At 58.0% G+C, this 17,513-nt stretch carries 12 protein-coding genes; 6 read left to right on the top strand and 6 right to left on the bottom strand.

Features of this window, described 5'->3' with window-relative positions:
* Positions 1-112 precede the first annotated feature (112 nt).
* From amaB to KORM41_RS06290, 4 genes are read right to left on the bottom strand one after another with little or no spacing between them, the layout of a single operon-like run.
* Entirely contained in the window at positions 113-1,624 is a 1,512-nt protein-coding gene (gene amaB / locus KORM41_RS06305) for an L-piperidine-6-carboxylate dehydrogenase (RefSeq protein WP_068146234.1), read from the bottom strand.
* A gap of 23 nt (positions 1,625-1,647) precedes the next feature.
* Complete coding sequence (locus tag KORM41_RS06300) at positions 1,648-3,318, bottom strand: thiamine pyrophosphate-binding protein (protein WP_068146231.1); 1,671 nt, start codon at positions 3,316-3,318, stop codon at positions 1,648-1,650.
* A gap of 2 nt (positions 3,319-3,320) precedes the next feature.
* Positions 3,321-4,487: a saccharopine dehydrogenase family protein gene (locus KORM41_RS06295; protein ID WP_082719798.1), complete on the bottom strand. Its 1,167-nt coding sequence runs from the start codon at positions 4,485-4,487 to the stop codon at positions 3,321-3,323.
* A 1-nt stretch (position 4,488) separates the two neighbouring features.
* Positions 4,489-5,574 (bottom strand): saccharopine dehydrogenase, encoded by a 1,086-nt coding sequence (locus KORM41_RS06290; RefSeq protein WP_231727174.1) that lies wholly within the window; start codon positions 5,572-5,574, stop codon positions 4,489-4,491.
* A gap of 175 nt (positions 5,575-5,749) precedes the next feature.
* Between KORM41_RS06290 and KORM41_RS06285 the strand changes: the two genes are divergently transcribed.
* Together KORM41_RS06285 and KORM41_RS06280 are read left to right on the top strand one after the other, a co-directional pair.
* On the top strand, positions 5,750-6,175 hold the full coding sequence (locus tag KORM41_RS06285) for an Lrp/AsnC family transcriptional regulator (protein ID WP_068146225.1): 426 nt from the start codon (positions 5,750-5,752) through the stop codon (positions 6,173-6,175).
* A 113-nt stretch (positions 6,176-6,288) separates the two neighbouring features.
* Complete coding sequence (locus KORM41_RS06280; protein ID WP_068146221.1) at positions 6,289-7,212, top strand: MBL fold metallo-hydrolase; 924 nt, start codon at positions 6,289-6,291, stop codon at positions 7,210-7,212.
* A gap of 19 nt (positions 7,213-7,231) precedes the next feature.
* Here the strand turns inward: KORM41_RS06280 and KORM41_RS06275 are convergent, their stop codons facing one another.
* Together KORM41_RS06275 and KORM41_RS06270 are read right to left on the bottom strand one after the other, a co-directional pair.
* Positions 7,232-8,584 carry a sensor histidine kinase gene (locus tag KORM41_RS06275; protein ID WP_068146218.1) on the bottom strand — a complete coding sequence of 451 codons (1,353 nt, stop codon included), beginning with the start codon at positions 8,582-8,584 and terminating at the stop codon, positions 7,232-7,234.
* Positions 8,574-9,995, bottom strand: a complete 1,422-nt coding sequence (locus tag KORM41_RS06270) for a sigma-54-dependent transcriptional regulator (protein WP_197420998.1) — start codon at positions 9,993-9,995, stop codon at positions 8,574-8,576. The genes KORM41_RS06275 and KORM41_RS06270 overlap by 11 nt, the downstream gene beginning before the upstream one ends.
* Before the next feature lie 234 nt (positions 9,996-10,229).
* Here KORM41_RS06270 and KORM41_RS06260 point away from each other — a divergent pair, with 234 nt between their 5' ends.
* From KORM41_RS06260 to KORM41_RS06245, 4 genes are all read left to right on the top strand, one after another.
* Positions 10,230-11,603 carry an efflux RND transporter periplasmic adaptor subunit gene (locus KORM41_RS06260; RefSeq protein WP_231727171.1) on the top strand — a complete coding sequence of 458 codons (1,374 nt, stop codon included), beginning with the start codon at positions 10,230-10,232 and terminating at the stop codon, positions 11,601-11,603.
* A 116-nt stretch (positions 11,604-11,719) separates the two neighbouring features.
* Positions 11,720-12,403 (top strand): ABC transporter ATP-binding protein, encoded by a 684-nt coding sequence (locus KORM41_RS06255; RefSeq protein ID WP_068146209.1) that lies wholly within the window; start codon positions 11,720-11,722, stop codon positions 12,401-12,403.
* 47 nt (positions 12,404-12,450) lie between these two features.
* Positions 12,451-14,940 (top strand): ABC transporter permease, encoded by a 2,490-nt coding sequence (locus tag KORM41_RS06250; protein WP_068146205.1) that lies wholly within the window; start codon positions 12,451-12,453, stop codon positions 14,938-14,940.
* A gap of 106 nt (positions 14,941-15,046) precedes the next feature.
* A complete protein-coding gene (locus tag KORM41_RS06245) occupies positions 15,047-17,470 on the top strand; it encodes an FtsX-like permease family protein (protein WP_068146202.1) in 2,424 nt (807 codons plus the stop codon).
* The last annotated feature ends 43 nt before the right edge of the window (positions 17,471-17,513 follow it).

Here is a 17,513-nt window from a genome sequence, read left to right as displayed (position 1 = left end):
GCCGCATTTATTTAAAATTGCCCACGCCTTTGGCGCGCATAAAAGAAGGGCGACCCCACCAGAACCGGGGCCGCCCTAAAAAGTCTCTGTGCGTTTTATCGTTGGTTATTCTTTAGTCCAGGTCGAACTTAATGCCTTGTGCCAATGGCAGCTCGCGGCTGTAGTTCACTGTGGACGTCTGGCGGCGCATGTAAGCGCGCCATGCGTCTGAGCCGCTCTCACGTCCGCCACCGGTTTCTTTTTCACCGCCGAACGCGCCGCCGATTTCAGCGCCAGAGGTGCCGATGTTGACGTTAGCGATGCCGGTGTCGGAACCGCTGTGCGAGATGAAAGTTTCCGCTTCACGCACGTCGGTGGTGAAGATGGCGCCGGACAGGCCTTGTGGCACGCCGTTGTGCATGGCCATGGCGTCGTCGAAGTTCTTGTACTTCACGATGTAAAGGATCGGCGCGAAGGTTTCTTCGCACATGCTTGCGGATTGCTCAGGCATTTCAACGATGGCTGGGTTCACATAGTATGCGTCACCATATTCGTCTGCGAGCGCACGGCCGCCACCGAATACCTGGCCGCCTTCACCGCGGGCCGCTTCAAGGGCGCGTTCCATGGCGTCGAAAGAGGCCTTGTCGATCAGCGGACCAACCAGCGTGCCTGGCTTCAGTGGGTCACCGATGCGGATGCCTTCATAGGCTTTCTTCAGGCGTGGCACCAGGTTGTCATACACGTCTTCGTGCACGATCAGGCGGCGCGTGGAGGTGCAGCGCTGGCCGGCAGTGCCGACAGAGCCGAAAACGATGCCCGGGATCGCCATGTCCAGATCAGCAGAAGGCGTAACGATGATGGCGTTGTTGCCGCCCAGTTCCAGGATAGTCTTGCCGAAGCGCTCGGCAACCCGTGGGCCAACTTCGCGCCCCATACGGGTGGAACCTGTTGCGGAAATCAGCGGCACGCGGGTGTCGTCCACAAGCTGCTCGCCAATGTCTTTCATGCCAACGATCACGGAAGACAGGCCTTCTGGCGCGTCGTCGCCGAATTTCTCAACAGCGCGTTCGAAGATTTTCTGGCACGCCAGCGCGGTCATCGGGGTCTTTTCGGATGGCTTCCAGATGCATGGGTCGCCGCATGCGATGGCAAGGGCTGTGTTCCAGGACCAAACAGCAACCGGGAAGTTGAAGGCGGAAATGATTCCAACAGGGCCAAGTGGCTGCCAGTATTCACGCATGTGGTGGCCTGGGCGCTCAGATGCGATAGTCAGGCCGTGCACCTGGCGGGAAATGCCAACCGCGAAATCGCAGATGTCGATCATTTCCTGAACTTCGCCTTTGCCTTCCTCGAAGATCTTGCCGCATTCAGCAGATACAAGCGCGCCAAGGGCGTCTTTATATTTGCGCAGCTCTTCGCCCAGCAGGCGAACCAGCTCACCGCGGCGCGGGGCCGGAACGGCGCGCCACTTCTTAAAAGCTTCGGTTGCCGCTGCGATTTTGGCATCAACCGTATCTTTGGTGTCCATGGTGACGCGGCCCATCAGGCCACCGTCGATTGGGGAGAAAACGTCGAGATCGCCGTTTTCAAACTCTGCTGGATTGATATCCAGATCCTTCAGGATGTCAGCAACACGTGCCTGCATCGATACTCTCCTTGGGTATAGAACTATTTGCGTCGAAGACCCGAAAGCGTGGCCGTTGGGCCGATGGCTTCCTGGTCAATGGTGATTTCAATCAGCGCCGGTTTGCCCGATTTGCGGGCGGCTTCCAGCGCTGGGGCGAAGGCGTCTGTGCTGTCCACGCGGGACGCATGAAGGCCGAAGCTTTCGGCCATCGCCACAAAGTCCGGGTTTGTCAGCTCGGTGCCTGAAACCCGGTATGGATAATCGCGTTCCTGATGCATGCGGATGGTGCCGAACATGCTGTTGTTGAACACGAGGAAGATAACATTGGCGCCGTAGCGCGCGGCAGTCGCCAGTTCCATGGCGCTCATCATGAAGCAACCGTCGCCCGCGCAGGCGATGACGGTCTTTTCAGGGTGAACGATCTTGGCGGCGATTGCGGCCGGCACACCGTATCCCATCGCGCCTGATGTGGGCGCAAGCTGGGTCGGGAACGCACGGTAACGGTAAAACCTGTGCAGCCAGGCGGCATAGTTGCCGGCGCCGTTACAGAAGATGGAATCCTCAGGCAGCACCTCGCGCATATGCTCGTAAAGCTTCGCGACCTGCACGTTGCCCGGATTCTCATTCGGGGTGGTCCAGGCCTCAAAGTCCGCGCGGGCTTCTGCCGTCTGGCTCGCCCACTTGTCGCGGCCTTCCAGCACCATGTCCTTGAGTAGTGGCGCGATGGTCTGCGGTGTGGCGTTGATTGCCAGATCCGGCTGGTACACGCGGCCCAGTTCCTCGGCCCCCTGATGCATATGGATCAGGGTCTGGCTTGGTACTGGCACGCTCAGGCGCTCATAGCCGCCGGTCGTCATCTCGCCAAGCCGTGGGCCCAGCACCAGGATCACATCTGCGTCCTGCATGCGCCCCACCAGCTTCGGGTTCGCGCCGATGCCCATGTCGCCGATATAGTTCGGGTGGTTGTTGTTGAAGCGGTCCTGACAACGGAAAGACACGCTGATACCCAGATTGTTCTTTTCCGCAAAGGTCTGGATGTCTGCTACGGACTGGTTGTCCCAGCCGCTGCCGCCCAGCATGACAAATGGGCGCTCAGCCCCTTCCAGAAGGCGCTTAAGCTCAGCCATGTCGGCGCCCCCAGGGTGCGCCAGCGCGGGCTTGTAGGGCAGGCATTCCTGTGCGTCACACAGTTCACGCAGCATGTCTTCGGGAAGCGCCAGCGCCACAGGGCCTGGGCGACCGGATGTGGCGACACGGAAAGCGCGGCCCACATATTCGGCCATGCGTGACGCGTCGTTGATTTCTGCCGTCCATTTGGTGACTTCGCTAAGGAAGCGGCGATAGTCGATTTCCTGGAAGGCTTCGCGCTCTACCTGGTCGGCCGCTACCTGGCCGATGAACATGATCATCGGGGTGCTGTCCTGGAAAGCGGTATGCAGGCCGATGGTGGCGTGGGTCGCCCCGGGGCCGCGGGTCACAAAGCAAATGCCTGGCTTGCCTGTCATCTTGCCGTAAGCTTCCGCCATGTTGGCAGCCCCAGCTTCATGGCGGCAGGTGATGAACTTCAGCTTGTCTTCAGTGCCGTGGAAGGCGTCAAGCGCCGCCAGATAGCTTTCGCCCGGCACGCCAAAGGCGGTATCCGCGCCGTTTGCGATCAATGCGTCGATCAGCGCCTGGCCACCAGTGATCTGTTTGTTTGGCATAGCCGTCATTCCTAGATCTCGATATTCTCTGCCCGCAGGGTCACACCCTGGTCCATAAGTCCACGCAGCCATACCCTGGCTTCTTCAGCATCCGTCAATGCCGCGTGCACACCAGGCGTAAAGACGCCCCGGCGAACCGCTTTGATGGCCTGAGCCACGGTCAGCGACACGGTGCGTGCCATGGCGGTCTGCCAGCCGCTGCCCACTTCGTCAAGGGCAAGCGACGCGTGCCAGATCACCTCATCGTTATCGCCCCGCACGGTTAGCGCCACATACATCACCACGCGGTCTTCTTCGCCTTCATCGTAGCTGTGGTCGCGCCACAGTTCTTCCGACAGCACCTTGAGACCGTCAGCGTCCAGCGTCTCCACCTTGGTGAAAATGTCTTTCCACGCTTTTTTCCAACCACCCTGGCGCAAAGTGCCGCGCACGAAGGTGTTCAGCTTTTCTTCACCCTCAAGGCCGTATTCCTCAACATAGGGCAGGCTGTTCCGGTTGGGGTATACCTCGAACGTCTCACCGTGGATTTCAAGGTCTGACACATCGTGCCATACCTTTTCCACCAGCTTTTCCTCACCGTTTTCAATGCAGCGCGCCGGGTTTGTCAGCGCCTTCAGCACACCAAAGGGCGTCCAGGAAAATTTGTAAGTGAAATCGGTCTTGGCTGCCGGGATGCCGCCGCAGTGGGACACGAAATCCACCTTGTGGCCCTTGCCCAATACGCCAGCGTCGCGCGCGGCGGTTACCAAAATATGGGCGAACAGATGGTCGATGCCCGGGTCCAGGCCCACCTCATTCACGAACGACAGGCCGTGTTCTTTCGCTGCACCATCCAGCGCGCGCATGGCTTCGTCAACATAGCTTGAGGTCACCACATGGGCGCCGCACTCCAGCGCGATATCCGCCATGGCGATATGCAGTGTGGCCGGCAGCATGGAAACGATCACGTCGCCTTCGTTCACATGGTTCTTGAAGTTTTCAACCGACCCGCGGTCACCCAGGTTAAGTGCGCTGAACTTCAGGCTTTTGCCTTCCGGCATCTGGGCCTGCAGCATTTTCGCGCGGTCGTCCGACATGTCCCAAAGGGTGATGTCTTGGGTTTCAGAGGCGAGGGCAATAAGGCCAGGCCCGGATGCGAGGCCTGCGCCGATCCAGTGAATATGTTTCTGTGTTGTCACGTTATGAAGCTTTCTTCTTAACCATTGCGTCGCAGGCGCTCTGGAAGGCCGCGTCGCAGTTCCGCCATATGTCGTTTGTGGTCCGCTCGGGCAGCGCCTTCAGGTAGGGCAGCAAAAGCCCCGCGAACTCCATGCTTGCCTCTGTTGGCAAGAGGGACGGCAGGTTGTCAATGGCGATCAGATCCAGCCCATCAACCTTTACGGCAGGCGCGGCCCAGCTGGTGGGCTCGCCATAAAGCGGCAGCGGGTTGAAATCGCTGAACGGGTCGCAGGACACGTCGGAGATCACGCTCAGGCGGTGATCACCCTTCAAGTGTTCCTTGGTCAGGAACGGCGGAATCTGGTGCGCAACAAAGGCGCAGTTGATCAGGATGTCATGATCCAGTATCGCCTGGCGGTCGAGGTTCGCCGTCTCCTTGCGGCCCCATTTGGTAACCTTCACGCCGTGGCGCTCCAGAATTTCAGCCGCGCCCCTGCCGCTGCGGCCGCCCGCGCCGATCACAAGCGCCGTTGGTGTCTTACCGCCAGACGCGCTTTGGCGGATCAGGGCGTCAAGGGCTTCGGCGCTTTCAAACGGGGAAAGGCCCTTGGCAATATAGGATGCCCGCCCGGCCTGCTTGTCATGCCATTCCAGAAGCGCGAGAGCGGCCCCCATATAGCCGGCCCAATAGCCAAACGCGACAACGCGCTTGCCGTCGTTTTTGGTCATATATTCGATATCAAGAAGAGACCCGTGGCCATTCAGGAAACGCGTCAGCAGTGCCTGCCAGCCGTTTTGCTCCTTGTAGGCATGGGCGAAATAAATATGCGTATGCTTGAGCATCTCAGGCGCCTTCGGCAGCTCCTTGAGGCCCAGGATCACGGCGTCCTTCGGGGCGTTTTCCCACGCGCCGGGCTCTGCCATCGTGCAGCCCGCAGCTTCATATGCAGCGTTACTGATGATGCGTTTTTCGGATTTCTCGACGACAACCTCAAAGCCTGCCTCGATCAGCTCCTTTGCTCCCTTCGGGAGTAGCGGCGTGCGCCGCTCGGTGGTGCGGGCTTCTTCGCGAAGCCACAAAATCTGTTTTCCCATTCCGCCACTCATTTACTGATTATGGTGTCCCTTTTGGCAAGTTTATGCGTGAAAGTGATGGCCTGAAATAGCGATATGGTATATACATTCCGTCAAATTAACGGAAAATATCAATTTTTTCCGTTAAAATGATTATGGGCTGATTTCTGCGCTGCGAGGTAGATTTGGCTGAAAGGATACAGTGAACATGGATGCGACAGACGAGAAACTCTTGAAGCTTCTGACAGCTAACAGCCGGGAGGGAACCTCGTCGCTGGCGCGTAAGCTGGGGCTGTCGCGCTCGACGGTGCAGGACCGCATCAACAAGCTGATCGACCGCAAGATCATTGCTGGCTTCACGGTGAAGACCCACCCGGATTATGAAGGTAAGCTGATCTCCGCCCACGTGCTCCTATCGATCGACCAAAAGTACGCCCAGCAGGCCATTGGGCTGATGAAAACACGGCCGCAGATCAAAACGCTCTATGTGGTCTCTGGCGCTTATGACCTGATCGCCATCGTCAAGGCCCCGACGATGGAAGAGATTGACCAGACGCTGGATTTCATCCTGGCGATCAACGGTGTGAACAAGACCAACACATCCCTTGTCCTGTCGGCAAAAAAGGAAAGCTGATCATTACACAGGCGCCTCACCCAAGCGTGAAGAGCAGTGAATGGCGAAGGCTCCGCTGCAGTGTTAGGGAAACAGGTAGACACAGGAATCACTAACGGAATACGCTGGTACCCATGACAGGAAAAAGCACCTTCACGCCAAGCCCGCAAGTGGCGCTCAAGCTTCGTGAACAGGCGGCATATGGCACACCGCACCCTGTGGCACCGGGCGTTCAGATGGTGCTGGCGGACAACCCGAAGGACTATACAGGGCCCGGCACAAACACCTATATCGTGGGCGAGGAGCGAGTCTGGATCATTGACCCCGGCCCTGATGACGTGGCCCATGTCCGCGCGGTGCTGAAAGTGATCGGCGAGCGTGAGGTTGGCGGAATTTTTGTCACCCACACCCATCAGGACCACAGCCCGGCGGCGCATCATCTGGCGCGCATCACTGGCGCCAAGACCTATGGTTTTGGCGCGCTTTCGAGTGACGTTCTGGCTTTCACCGATGAAGATGTGGATGCGGATTTCAAACCCGACGTGGCGCTCGCGTGCGGCGGTGTGGTGGGGGACGACGACTGGCAGATCATGGCCATCCATACGCCCGGGCATTTCCCCAATCATCTGTGCTATGCGCTGCCGCACAAGGGCATGCTGTTTTCGGGCGATCATGTGATGGGCTGGTCCACAACTGTTGTGGTGCCGCCCCTTGGGAACCTCTCGGAATATATGGAAAGCCTGGACAAGCTGGAGGCCGGTGGCGCGCGGCTTATGCTGCCCAGCCACGGCCCCGTGGTAGAGGGTGCAGTCGCACGCATCCGCGAAATCCGCGAACACCGGCAGGAACGCCATAGGCAGATTGCAGCGTGCCTGAGCCGGGGCATCCGGTCACCTGCCGCAATTGTGGAAGAGATTTATGAAGGCCTCACCCCGCGTCTTCTTGAGGCGGCCGAAGGTTGCGTGCGCGCGCACCTTGAGTTGATGGAGGCGGACGGAGAAAAGCTGCTGTCCGAAGCGCGTGAAGGCATGCAGGAACAGGTTGTTCACACCGTCTGACCAAACGCCCCTACCATCATCAGAACGTCAGCGTGAAACGGGCACCGCCGCCTTCGCGTTCGTCCAGGCTTACGGACCCACCGTGTGCGATCATCACCTGCCGCGTCAGTGCAAGCCCCACGCCGCTGCCTTCCCGCTTTGTGGTAAAGAAGGGCACGAAGATCTTCTTGGCGATCTCCGCGGGCACGCCTGGGCCATTATCGCTTAGCTCAATCACCACATGCCCCCGCCGGTTCAGCCTTGCAGCCATCCAGACCGTCGCGCCCTCCACGCCGGCCAATGCCTGCTCAGCATTCTGCAGCATGTTTATGAGTATCTGTTCGATCATGTCGCGGTCCGCCGTGACGTCCAGCTGCGACGGTTCAATTTCGGTCACAACCGTGATGCCCTTTTCTTCCCATGATTGGGTTGAAAGGCTGCAGACATCCTTAAAGAGCGCATCAATACGGATCAGCGTTTTCTCTGGTGGCGGCAGGCGCGTGAGCCGCCGGTAGGAGGAGACAAACTGCATCAATGCGTCTGACCGGCGGGCGACCGTATTGACCGCGTCGCGCACATCGCCGAGTTCATCCACCACATCCGGGTTATCGGTCACCTTGCCTGCCGCGTCTTCCACAAGGTCCACGGCTGTTTTCGCGAGACTCGCAACCGGGGTGATGGAATTCATGATTTCATGCGTCAACACGCGCACCAGGTCCTGCCAGGCCTGCAACTGGGCCAGATCAAGTTCGCTCTGGATATCCTGCAGGCTGACAAGTTTTTCGGCGCGCCCGCCGATAATGATCTGGGTGGCGGCGACGGCGAGCTTCTGCTCGGTGCCGTCCACGCGGAAGGCGGTCAGCCGTCGCTGACCGGCGGCCAATTCCACGATCTCTTTTTCAAATTCAACGCCGAATTGCCTGAGATCAGCCAATTTATTGACGTGGGTGCTGCCGAAGAGGCGCCTTGCGGCATTGTTCCAGATGGTCACCAGCCCATCGCCGTGGAGCGACAGCAACGGCACCGGCACATGCTCCACCAGCGCCTTCAGGTGTCTGAGCTCCTCTTCCTGGCCGGCGCGAACCGCCTGGAAGCGGCCTAAAATGTCAGTGAAGGTGTCGCCCAGTTCGCCAAAGCCCGCGCCGAGGCCATGCAAATTGAAACGCTGGCTAAAGTCAGCATAGCGTGCTGCTTCCAGAAAGCGGCTGATTTCTGCGTTTGTTTTGGAGACGAAACGAAGCACTTCATATGTCAGGAAGCTGATGACCAGCGCCGCCAGCAGGGTGGCTGCATGAAAGCCGGGCGTGGTGATCAGGTAGGTCAGCAGGATCAGCATCAACATGATCAGGATCAGGCGGCCCGCCAGCAGCAGGCTGAATTTCTTAAAGCCCATGCTTTTCCATCCTTCTGTATAGTGCCGCGCGAGTCAGGCCCAGGTCCTTGGCTGCGTGGCTGATGTTGTAGCGATGTTTCTTCAGTGCCTGCTCGATAGCGCCGCGTTCCAACCGCTCTAGATTCAGGTCGTCCGTCGCGCCCGTTTCAGTGGTTTCGGGCGCTGGTGCAGTACTGCGTTCGGCGACCGCACCGGGCTGGTTGGGCTGGGCTTCGAACTGAAAATCGCTGCCGGTGAAGGTGTCTGTTTCGCTCAGGATCACAGCACGTTCGATCGCGTGCCTTAGCGCCCGCACATTGCCGGGCCATCCATAGGCCGTGATGGCAGCCATGGCGTCGTCGGAAAAGGCTTTTTCCGGCCGGCCATATTTGCGGCAGTAAAGGGCGGCATAATGCTGTGCGATTTCGGGGATGTCCTCAGGCCGTTCGCGAAGGGCAGGCAGGTGGATTTCCACTGTGTTCAGGCGGAACAGAAGGTCCTGCCGGAACACATCTTCATCGCGCAGTCTTGCGGGCGCCACGTTGGTTGCGGCTATTACCCGGACATTGATGGGGATGCGCTTGTCTGAGCCCACAGGCGTGACATGACGCTGTTCGAGAACGGTCAGCAGCTTGGCCTGCAGGTGCAGAGGCAGGTTGCCGATTTCATCCAGAAACAGGGTGCCGCCGTCTGCCGCCTGCAACCGCCCAATGCGGTCCTCGCGGGCATCAGTGAAGGCGCCTTTCTTGTGGCCGAACAGCTCGCTTTCAAAAAGCGTTTCTGTAACGGCCCCCAGGTCAACGGACATGAATACCTGATCCGCGCGGTTTGATTGCCTGTGCAGCTCGCGCGCGACCAGTTCCTTGCCCGTGCCGTTTTCGCCCAAAATCAACACATTGGCATCCGTTGGCGCTGCGCGTTCGATCATGGAAAGCACATCGCGCATGGGCTTGCTGTCGCCAAGGATCGGTTGCTTGGGCTCACTTGCGGCCTTCGCAAGCGTGCGGTTGGTTTTCTTGAGTGCGTCAGCCTCCGACCGGCTTTGCCTGAGCTTCACGCTGGCAGACAAGGTCGCGACCATCTTTTCATTCTGCCACGGTTTGGCGATGAAATCGGTGGCGCCCTGTTTCATGGCTTCCACGGCCACGCCAACACCGCCGTGAGCCGTGATCATCACCACCACAGCCTGGGGATCGATCTCAAGGATTTTCTTGAGCCAGACAAAGCCCTGCGCGCCCGAGGATTCACCGGGGCCGAAATTCATATCCAAAAGGATGGCATCGAAACTGTCGTTCGCCAGCAGGCCTGGGATGCGTTCCGGGTTGTTGCAGGTTTCCACCGTTCCATAGTGGCGTTTCAGCAGAAGCTTGCCCGCAACCAATATATCCTCGTCGTCATCGACAATCAGGATTTTACCTTGTTTTTCGCTCATATAACCTCGCCCCATATTCTCTGGCTTTGTTCGAAACCGTACACAGAGTGTTCGATTTCGTACAGGCAAAAGTGTTCGATTTCGAACATCTTCAATCTGCCTTGGCGGAAACCTGCGGCTTTCCGCGTCTGGCACAATGCTTGCGCATAAGTCATGCCAGAAAGGCGCGAGGCCTTCGAACCGGGCACGACAGCCGACGGTAGATGGAATAAGAAAATGGGTACAGTGACAGACATGGAACAAAAAAAAGAAGCCGCTAAGACCATCTCCATGCAAGGGGGGACAACATCCGGACCGAGAACAGCAGCTGGATCAAGGGGCGCATCAGGCGCCGTATCCGGTTCCGGTATGGATCGCCGCGTAGAAAAGAAGAAAACACCCTGGAAAAAGGTTGGCATCGCCGCGGCCGCGGTGGTGGTGATCGGTTTTCTGGCCACGATCGTGATGGATGCATCCGGCGGCCGCAGCTTCCGGGTGAACGAGGACCGGATTGTGGTTTCGACCGTTTCCACCGGCACGTTCGAGGATTTCATTCCTGTGCGCGGCCGCGTGACGCCGCTGAAGACCGTGTTCCTGGACGCTATCGAAGGCGGCCGGGTTGAGCGCGTTCTGGTGGAAGACGGCGCCATGCTCAAGGCCGGCGACATGATCGTTGAACTTTCGAACACCGGCCTGCAGCTGGATGTGACCCGGAACGAAGCGCTGGTGACCGAGCAGCTGAATAACATGCGCACCATTGAGCTGCAGCTGGAGCAGAACCGGCTGGATCATAAGCGTAACATCGTGGAAATGAACTATCAGATCAAACGCCTGGAGCGCCAGGTGGTGCGCGAGCGCGAACTGATCAAGACAAACGCCATTTCCCAGGCGCAGTTGGACCAGACGGAAGACGAGCTGGAATACTATCGGAACCGTCTTGAGATCACGCTGGAAAGCCAGAAGACAGACGCAGAAATGCAGGAAACCCAGCTGGCTTTCCTGAAAGAGAGCGGCGAGCAGCTTGAGAAGAACCTGAAGCTTGCGCGCAAGAACCTGGATGCGCTGAACGTACGTGCGCCGGTGGACGGCAAGCTTTCCGGGTTTAATGTGGAGATCGGCCAGAGCATCAACCGCGGTGGCCGCCTGGGTCAGATTGATGACCCGGACCGCTACAAGCTGACTGCAAACATCGACGAATTTTACCTGGGCCGCGTGGACCTGGGCCAGGAAGCGACTTATGAGCGCGGCAGTGAAGCCTATAAAATGCAGATCGCGAAAATCTATCCACAGGTCCAGAACGGCCAGTTCGAGGTGGATTTCGTGTTTGAAGGCGACGGCCAGCCTGACGGCATCCGCCGCGGCCAGACGCTTCAGACCAAACTGACCCTTGGCGACGCGACAGACGCAGTGCTGATCCCGAACGGTGCCTTCTTCCAGGACACGGGCGGCAACTGGGTGTTTGTTGTAAGCCCGGACGGCAGCCAGGCCATCAAGCGCACCGTGCGCCTTGGTCGCCGCAACAGCCGCTTTATCGAGGTGCTTGAAGGCCTTGAGGTTGGCGAGCGGGTTGTCACTTCACCCTATACCAGCTTTGTGGACATGGACCGCCTGAAGCTGTCTGGCGAATAAGCCAGAAGGCGAATAAGCCAAAACGAAAACCAGGTCCGAGTTACGACAGTTGAGGAAACGCCCACCCATAAGCCTGAAAACAGGCAGGGCAGAAGCAAATGAGGAAAGGATCAAGAATGCTCAAGCTTCATAATCTTTCAAAGGTTTACCGTACAGACGAGGTAGAAACCGTGGCGCTCAATAGCGTCAATGTGGAGATCGCAGCAGGCGAGTTCGTGGCCATCATGGGCCCGTCCGGTTGCGGTAAATCCACACTTTTGAACATTATCGGCATGCTCGATAGCCCATCTTCGGGCGACTATATTTTCATGGAAGAAAATGTGGCCGGCTATAACGAAGCCAAGCTTTCGAACATCCGCAAGCAGAACATCGGCTTCATCTTCCAGTCGTTCAACCTGATCGACGAACTGACGGTTGAAGAGAATATCGAGCTGGCGCTGCCCTATCATAACATTCCGGCATCTGAACGCCGCGAGCGCGTGGCACATGTGATGGACAAGGTGGGCATCGCACACCGCGCCAAGCATATGCCAAGCCAGCTTTCCGGTGGTCAGCAACAGCGTGTGGCAGTGGCCCGTGCGGTTGTGGGCGACCAGGCCATGATCCTCGCGGATGAGCCGACCGGTAACCTCGACAGTGCCCACGGCCAGGAAGTCATGGAAATGCTGCAGCAGCTCAATGAAGAAGGCACCACGATCGTGATGGTGACGCACAGCCCGGCCCATGCCGACTATGCCCGCCGCACCATCAACCTGTTTGACGGCCATGTGGTAACCGAAAATCTGCGCGCGGCTGAATAACAGCCCAAAAACAAAAAGAATAAAGACACGACAGCGGGAGAACGAAAATGTTCCAGAATTATATAAGTGTCGCGCTCAGGAACCTGATCAAGCACAAGCTTTATAGCGCCATCAATATTGTCGGCCTTGCGGTTGGCCTGGCAGCCTGTGTGTTGATCATGCTTTTCGTGCGTGACGAACTTTCCTATGACAAGCAATGGGCGAATGCAGATGAACTGTATCGCCTCCACACGACATTCAGCATTCCGGGCCGCGAGCCTTTTATTACCGTAGTGGCGCAGGGGCCAACCAAGCATGCGCTCAAGAATTTCTTCCCTGAGGAAATCGAGCGCGTTACGCGGTTCAATAACATGTGGCCGGTTTTGCGTTACGGCGATGCAGTGTTCTCGGAAGGCATCATGTGGACAGACCCTGAAACGGTCGACATGTTCGATTTCAAGGTGGTCTCAGGTGACCTGCGGGCAGCCATGAATGATAATGCCAGCCTTGCGGTCAACCAAAGCTTCGCAAAGAAGCATTTCGGTGATGCAGACCCGATTGGCAAGGTGGTTACCATCAATAACTACCAGGTTGAACGGGACTACCGTGTTGCAGCCGTCTTTGAAGACCTGCCGCACAACACGGTTCTGGACTTCCAGGCGATGGCCATGATCGACGAGAAGGATTTCGTCAATCAGGGATGGGAATTCGCAGACTGGTTCAGTGTGAACAACTATGTCTATTTCCAGCTGAAGGATGGCGCTTCAATCGATGTCATCAACGATCGGTTGGCGGATTTCACCAATGCCAATATCAGCATTCCTGGCCAGTTCACTGGTGGCAGGGATGTCGACGCGTCTGATTTTATCACCTATTCAACGCAGGCAATGCCGGAAATTCAACTTGATCCACGCAGCCCTAATGGCGGCGAGATGAAGCCAACCGGCAGCATGGCGAATGTTCTTACATTCTCGGCAATCGCGGGGCTGATCCTGCTGATTGCGTGCATCAACTTCATGAACCTGGCGACGGCCAAGTCCACACAGCGGGCTCGCGAAGTAGCGATCCGTAAGGTGATGGGCGCACGCCGTGGGCAACTGATTATGCAGTTCCTGGGCGAATCTGTGCTTCTGGCGCTTATTGGCCTGACGCTGGGCATTGTTCTGGTTGAACTGTTCCTGCCGTCCTTTGGCGAATTCCTGAACAAGGAACTGGTGTTTGATTACACTGACGGCGTAACGCTTGCGATCCTGATTGGCCTGGTGATGACGGTTGGCGTGTTGGGCGGTGTCTATCCGGCACTGATCCTCTCCGGCTTCCTTCCGTCCCGCGTGTTGAAGGCGAACAAGTCAGCGGAAACCAGTGGTTCGGCGACGCTCCGCAATGTGCTGGTGGTGCTGCAGTTCACCATCTCCATCGCGCTGATCGTGGCGACCAGTGTTGTTTATGGCCAGAAATTCTATGCCACCAACATGGACCCGGGATTCAACAAAGATAACCTGATGGTGATCAACAATGTTGGACGTGCGGGCTTTTCCGACAAGCAACAGGCCTTCAAGGAAGAAGTGTTGCGCCTGCCGGGTGTTGTCTCTGCGGCCTATTCCTCAGACGCGCCAGCCAGCGGGAACGAAAGCAACCGGTCTGTTGAAATTCCGGGCAGCGATGCTGGTTCCATCCTGATTGGTACCCAAAGCATCGATTATGAATTCCTGGAAACTTACCAGATTCCGCTTGTTGCGGGCCGGAACTACAGCCGTGATTTTGCGACAGACGTTATGCCAAGTTCGGAGAATGCCACAGAAGGCGAAATCCAGAACGGTGCCATTGTTGTCAATGAAGGCGCGTTGCGCCGGTTCGGTTTTGGTGATGCAGAGCAATCTGTTGGCCAGGTTATTCAGGTTGGTATCGGCGATGGGGCCCTGGCCCATCTTGAGATTGTTGGTGTTATTCCAGATACGCACTTCCAGTCGCTCAGAAGCGTGATGCGCCCGGAAATGTATTTCCTGGAGCCAGACAACTACCGCAGCCTGACGATCCGTTTCGAAGGCAATGGTGCGGATCTGGCAAACCGGATCGAAGGTGTCTGGAAGTCGATGGTGACGACTGTGCCGTTTGACTATCAGTATGTGGACGAGCGCATGGCCCGTGAGTTCACCGAGGAGACCAACCAGTCAATCCTGCTCGGGATCTTTTCTGCCCTGGCCGTGATTGTTGCGTGCCTTGGTCTTTACGGCCTGGCGTCCTTTACGGCTGAGCGCCGCACGAAGGAAATCGGCATCCGTAAGGTTTTGGGTGCCAGCGTGATGGACATCATTCGCCTGCTGATCTGGCAGTTCTCCAAGCCTGTTCTCATCGCCAATCTGATTGCCTGGCCTCTGGCCGCCTGGGGCATGATGTCGTGGCTGGAGAATTTCCCATACCGGCTTGATACCTGGGTGTTGGCACCGCTTTGCCTGTTCGCGGGCTTCGTGGCTCTGATGATCGCCTGGGTCACAGTGGGCGGTAACGCCGCCAAAGTTGCAAGGTCGAACCCGATCAAGGCGCTGCGGTACGAATAAGGCGCCTGGCCAAAAGACGGTTGCGGGCCTGCGTGGGTGGGCCCGCCACTCCAAAAAAAGAATAAAGACCGCGAGAGACGGCTTTAACGACAGCTTCGAGGAAAACATGTTCAAGAATTACATGACAACTGCGATCAGGAATCTGCTTAGACACAAGCAGTACACGCTGATCAATATCTTCGGTCTCGCCGTCGGCCTTGCGGCCTGCATGCTGATCCTTCTTTATGTGAATTTCGAGCTGTCCTACGACCGCTGGATTCCTGAAAACGACAGGGTCGTTCGGCTGGGGACCAACTTCTTTAACGACGCGGGCGAACCAAACGGCCAGTCAGAAGTGGTGCCGCCGGTTACAGCGCCGCTGTTCGGTGAACAGCTGGATGAAATCGAACTGTTTACCCGCTTTCTCCATAATGATGTCGCGATTGCCGTGGATGGCCGAGCGTTCGAGCAACAGATTACAGCCAGCGATCCGGGCGTGTTTGAGCTGATGGGCATCAAGCTTTTGGCGGGTGATCCGGCGACGGCGCTCAGTGACCCGGAATCCCTTATCCTCAGCAAGAGTGATGCGGAAAGAATTTTCGGTACCACCGATATTTTGGGCCGCGTGGTCAAGGTGGACGGCCAGCACAATATGAAAATCACCGGCGTGATGCCGGATTGGCCAGCCGCCTCTGACATCCAGGTCAAGGCCCTTGCGCCTATGGGCAGCCCCATGCTTTCCCATATGCCCTGGCTGCAAACCGAATGGGGGTCCTTTTGGGGGCCAACATACGCGCGGCTGAAGGAAGGTGTCACGCTTGACCAGCTGGCGGCGTCGATGAACGCGCTGGCGCGCCGAATCGGGCCATCCCGCCGTTTTCAGGAGCAGATCGACAAGGGGCTGACGCCAACGTATGTCTTCTATGCTGAGCCTGCGGTGGAAGCACACCTTAAGGGGGCAGATTTTGACCCGGGTCGCGGCAGCATGGCAACGCTGATTTCAGCGGGTGTAGTGGCCTTCCTGATCCTGGTGATTGCGGCGATCAATGTGTCCAACCTCGGGGCCATGCTGGCGCTCAAGCGTGTGCGCGAAGTGGCCGTCAGGAAAGCGCTTGGTGCCGAAGGGCATCATCTGATGCTCCAGGTGCTGGTGGAATCCATCTCGCTGACCCTGCTTTCCATGCTGATCGGGGTGGTTTTTGCGGAAGTCCTGCTGCCCACATTCAGCGAGCTGATGAACAGGCCACTGAACAGCAGCCTGATCTATAGCCCGGGCATCATGGCGGCGCTGGTTCTGGGGGCCTTGTTTGTGGGCGTGCTGAGTGGTCTTTACCCAGCGCTGGTGGCCATGCGCTTCCGGCCAGTTGACTATCTGAACGGCATCAAGCCGCAGCTTGGTAACCGGTTCCGCAATATCCTTATCGTTCTCCAGTTCGCGGCCACCATTGCGCTTTTGGCAACCTGCCTTGTTGTGTTCCTGCAGGCCAGATATGCCGCGCACCGGGATTCCGGGTTCGATAGTGCCCAGCTTGTGGAAATCAGCGGCATCGAACGCCCTGTGGTGCTGGAGCGCCAGCAGGCTTTCCGTGACGCACTCGCCCGCATTCCCGGTGTCGAGGCTGTGGCTGCGTCCCACGGCATGCCGGGGCATGACTATAATAACCAGAACGGCCTGACCCGCAGCGACGGGAAGATGGTCGTGGTGCGCCGTTTCGCGGTGTCGGAGGACTTGCTGCCGATGCTGGGCGTTGAGCCGATCGCCGGTCGCCTGTTTGACAAGAACCGTCCGGCGGATGCGATTACGGCGCCCGACAGGGGCGCTTCCGGCGCCATCATTATCAATGATCTGGCGCTCAAGGAACTTGAATTCGCAACGGCTGAGGAAGCGATTGGCCAGGAAGTGACCACCTGGGGCGACTTCCGCTCTGAAATCATTGGTGTGGTGCCAAACCTGCGCACCCGCTCGGCCAAGGCGGAAGCAAGCCCGACATACTATTGGATTGGTCCGCATGAATATCGTCACATTGTGCTGCGCGTCAGCCGTGCGGATATGGCAAGCACGCTGGACAAGGTTGATCAGGCCTGGCGCGAGTTTTTTCCAGACCTGCCGGTCCGCCGCCAGTTCGTGGACGATGCCTTCGCCAAATATTATGACACAGAGCGCCGCCAGGGCTGGCTGCTTCTGTTCAGCGCAAGCGTCATGACTGTGATTGCCGTGATGGGCCTTTATGGCCTGGCCGGGTTGGCAACGGAACGCCGCGCCAAGGAAATTGGCATCCGCAAGGTGCTGGGGGCGAAAAGCCGTAACATCGTGAAGCTTCTGTTGTGGCAGTTCTCCCTGCCGGTGCTCCTGGCCAATGTGATTGCCTGGCCGCTGGCCTGGTGGGGGCTCAGCCGCTGGCTTGAAAGTTTCATCGATCGCATCGGCCTGACACCGTGGCCATTCCTGGCAGCGGGCCTGTTGGTCCTGGGCGTGGCCTGGGCAACCATCATCGGCCATACGCTTCGAGTGGCGCGCGGCAGCCCGATCAAGGCCCTGCGGTACGAATAGAGAAAGCTTAATGGGCGCACAAAGACGCCCGACACTGAACGAC

This window comes from Kordiimonas lipolytica (assembly GCF_001550065.1).
This window is presented reverse-complemented; position numbering and strand designations above follow the sequence as displayed.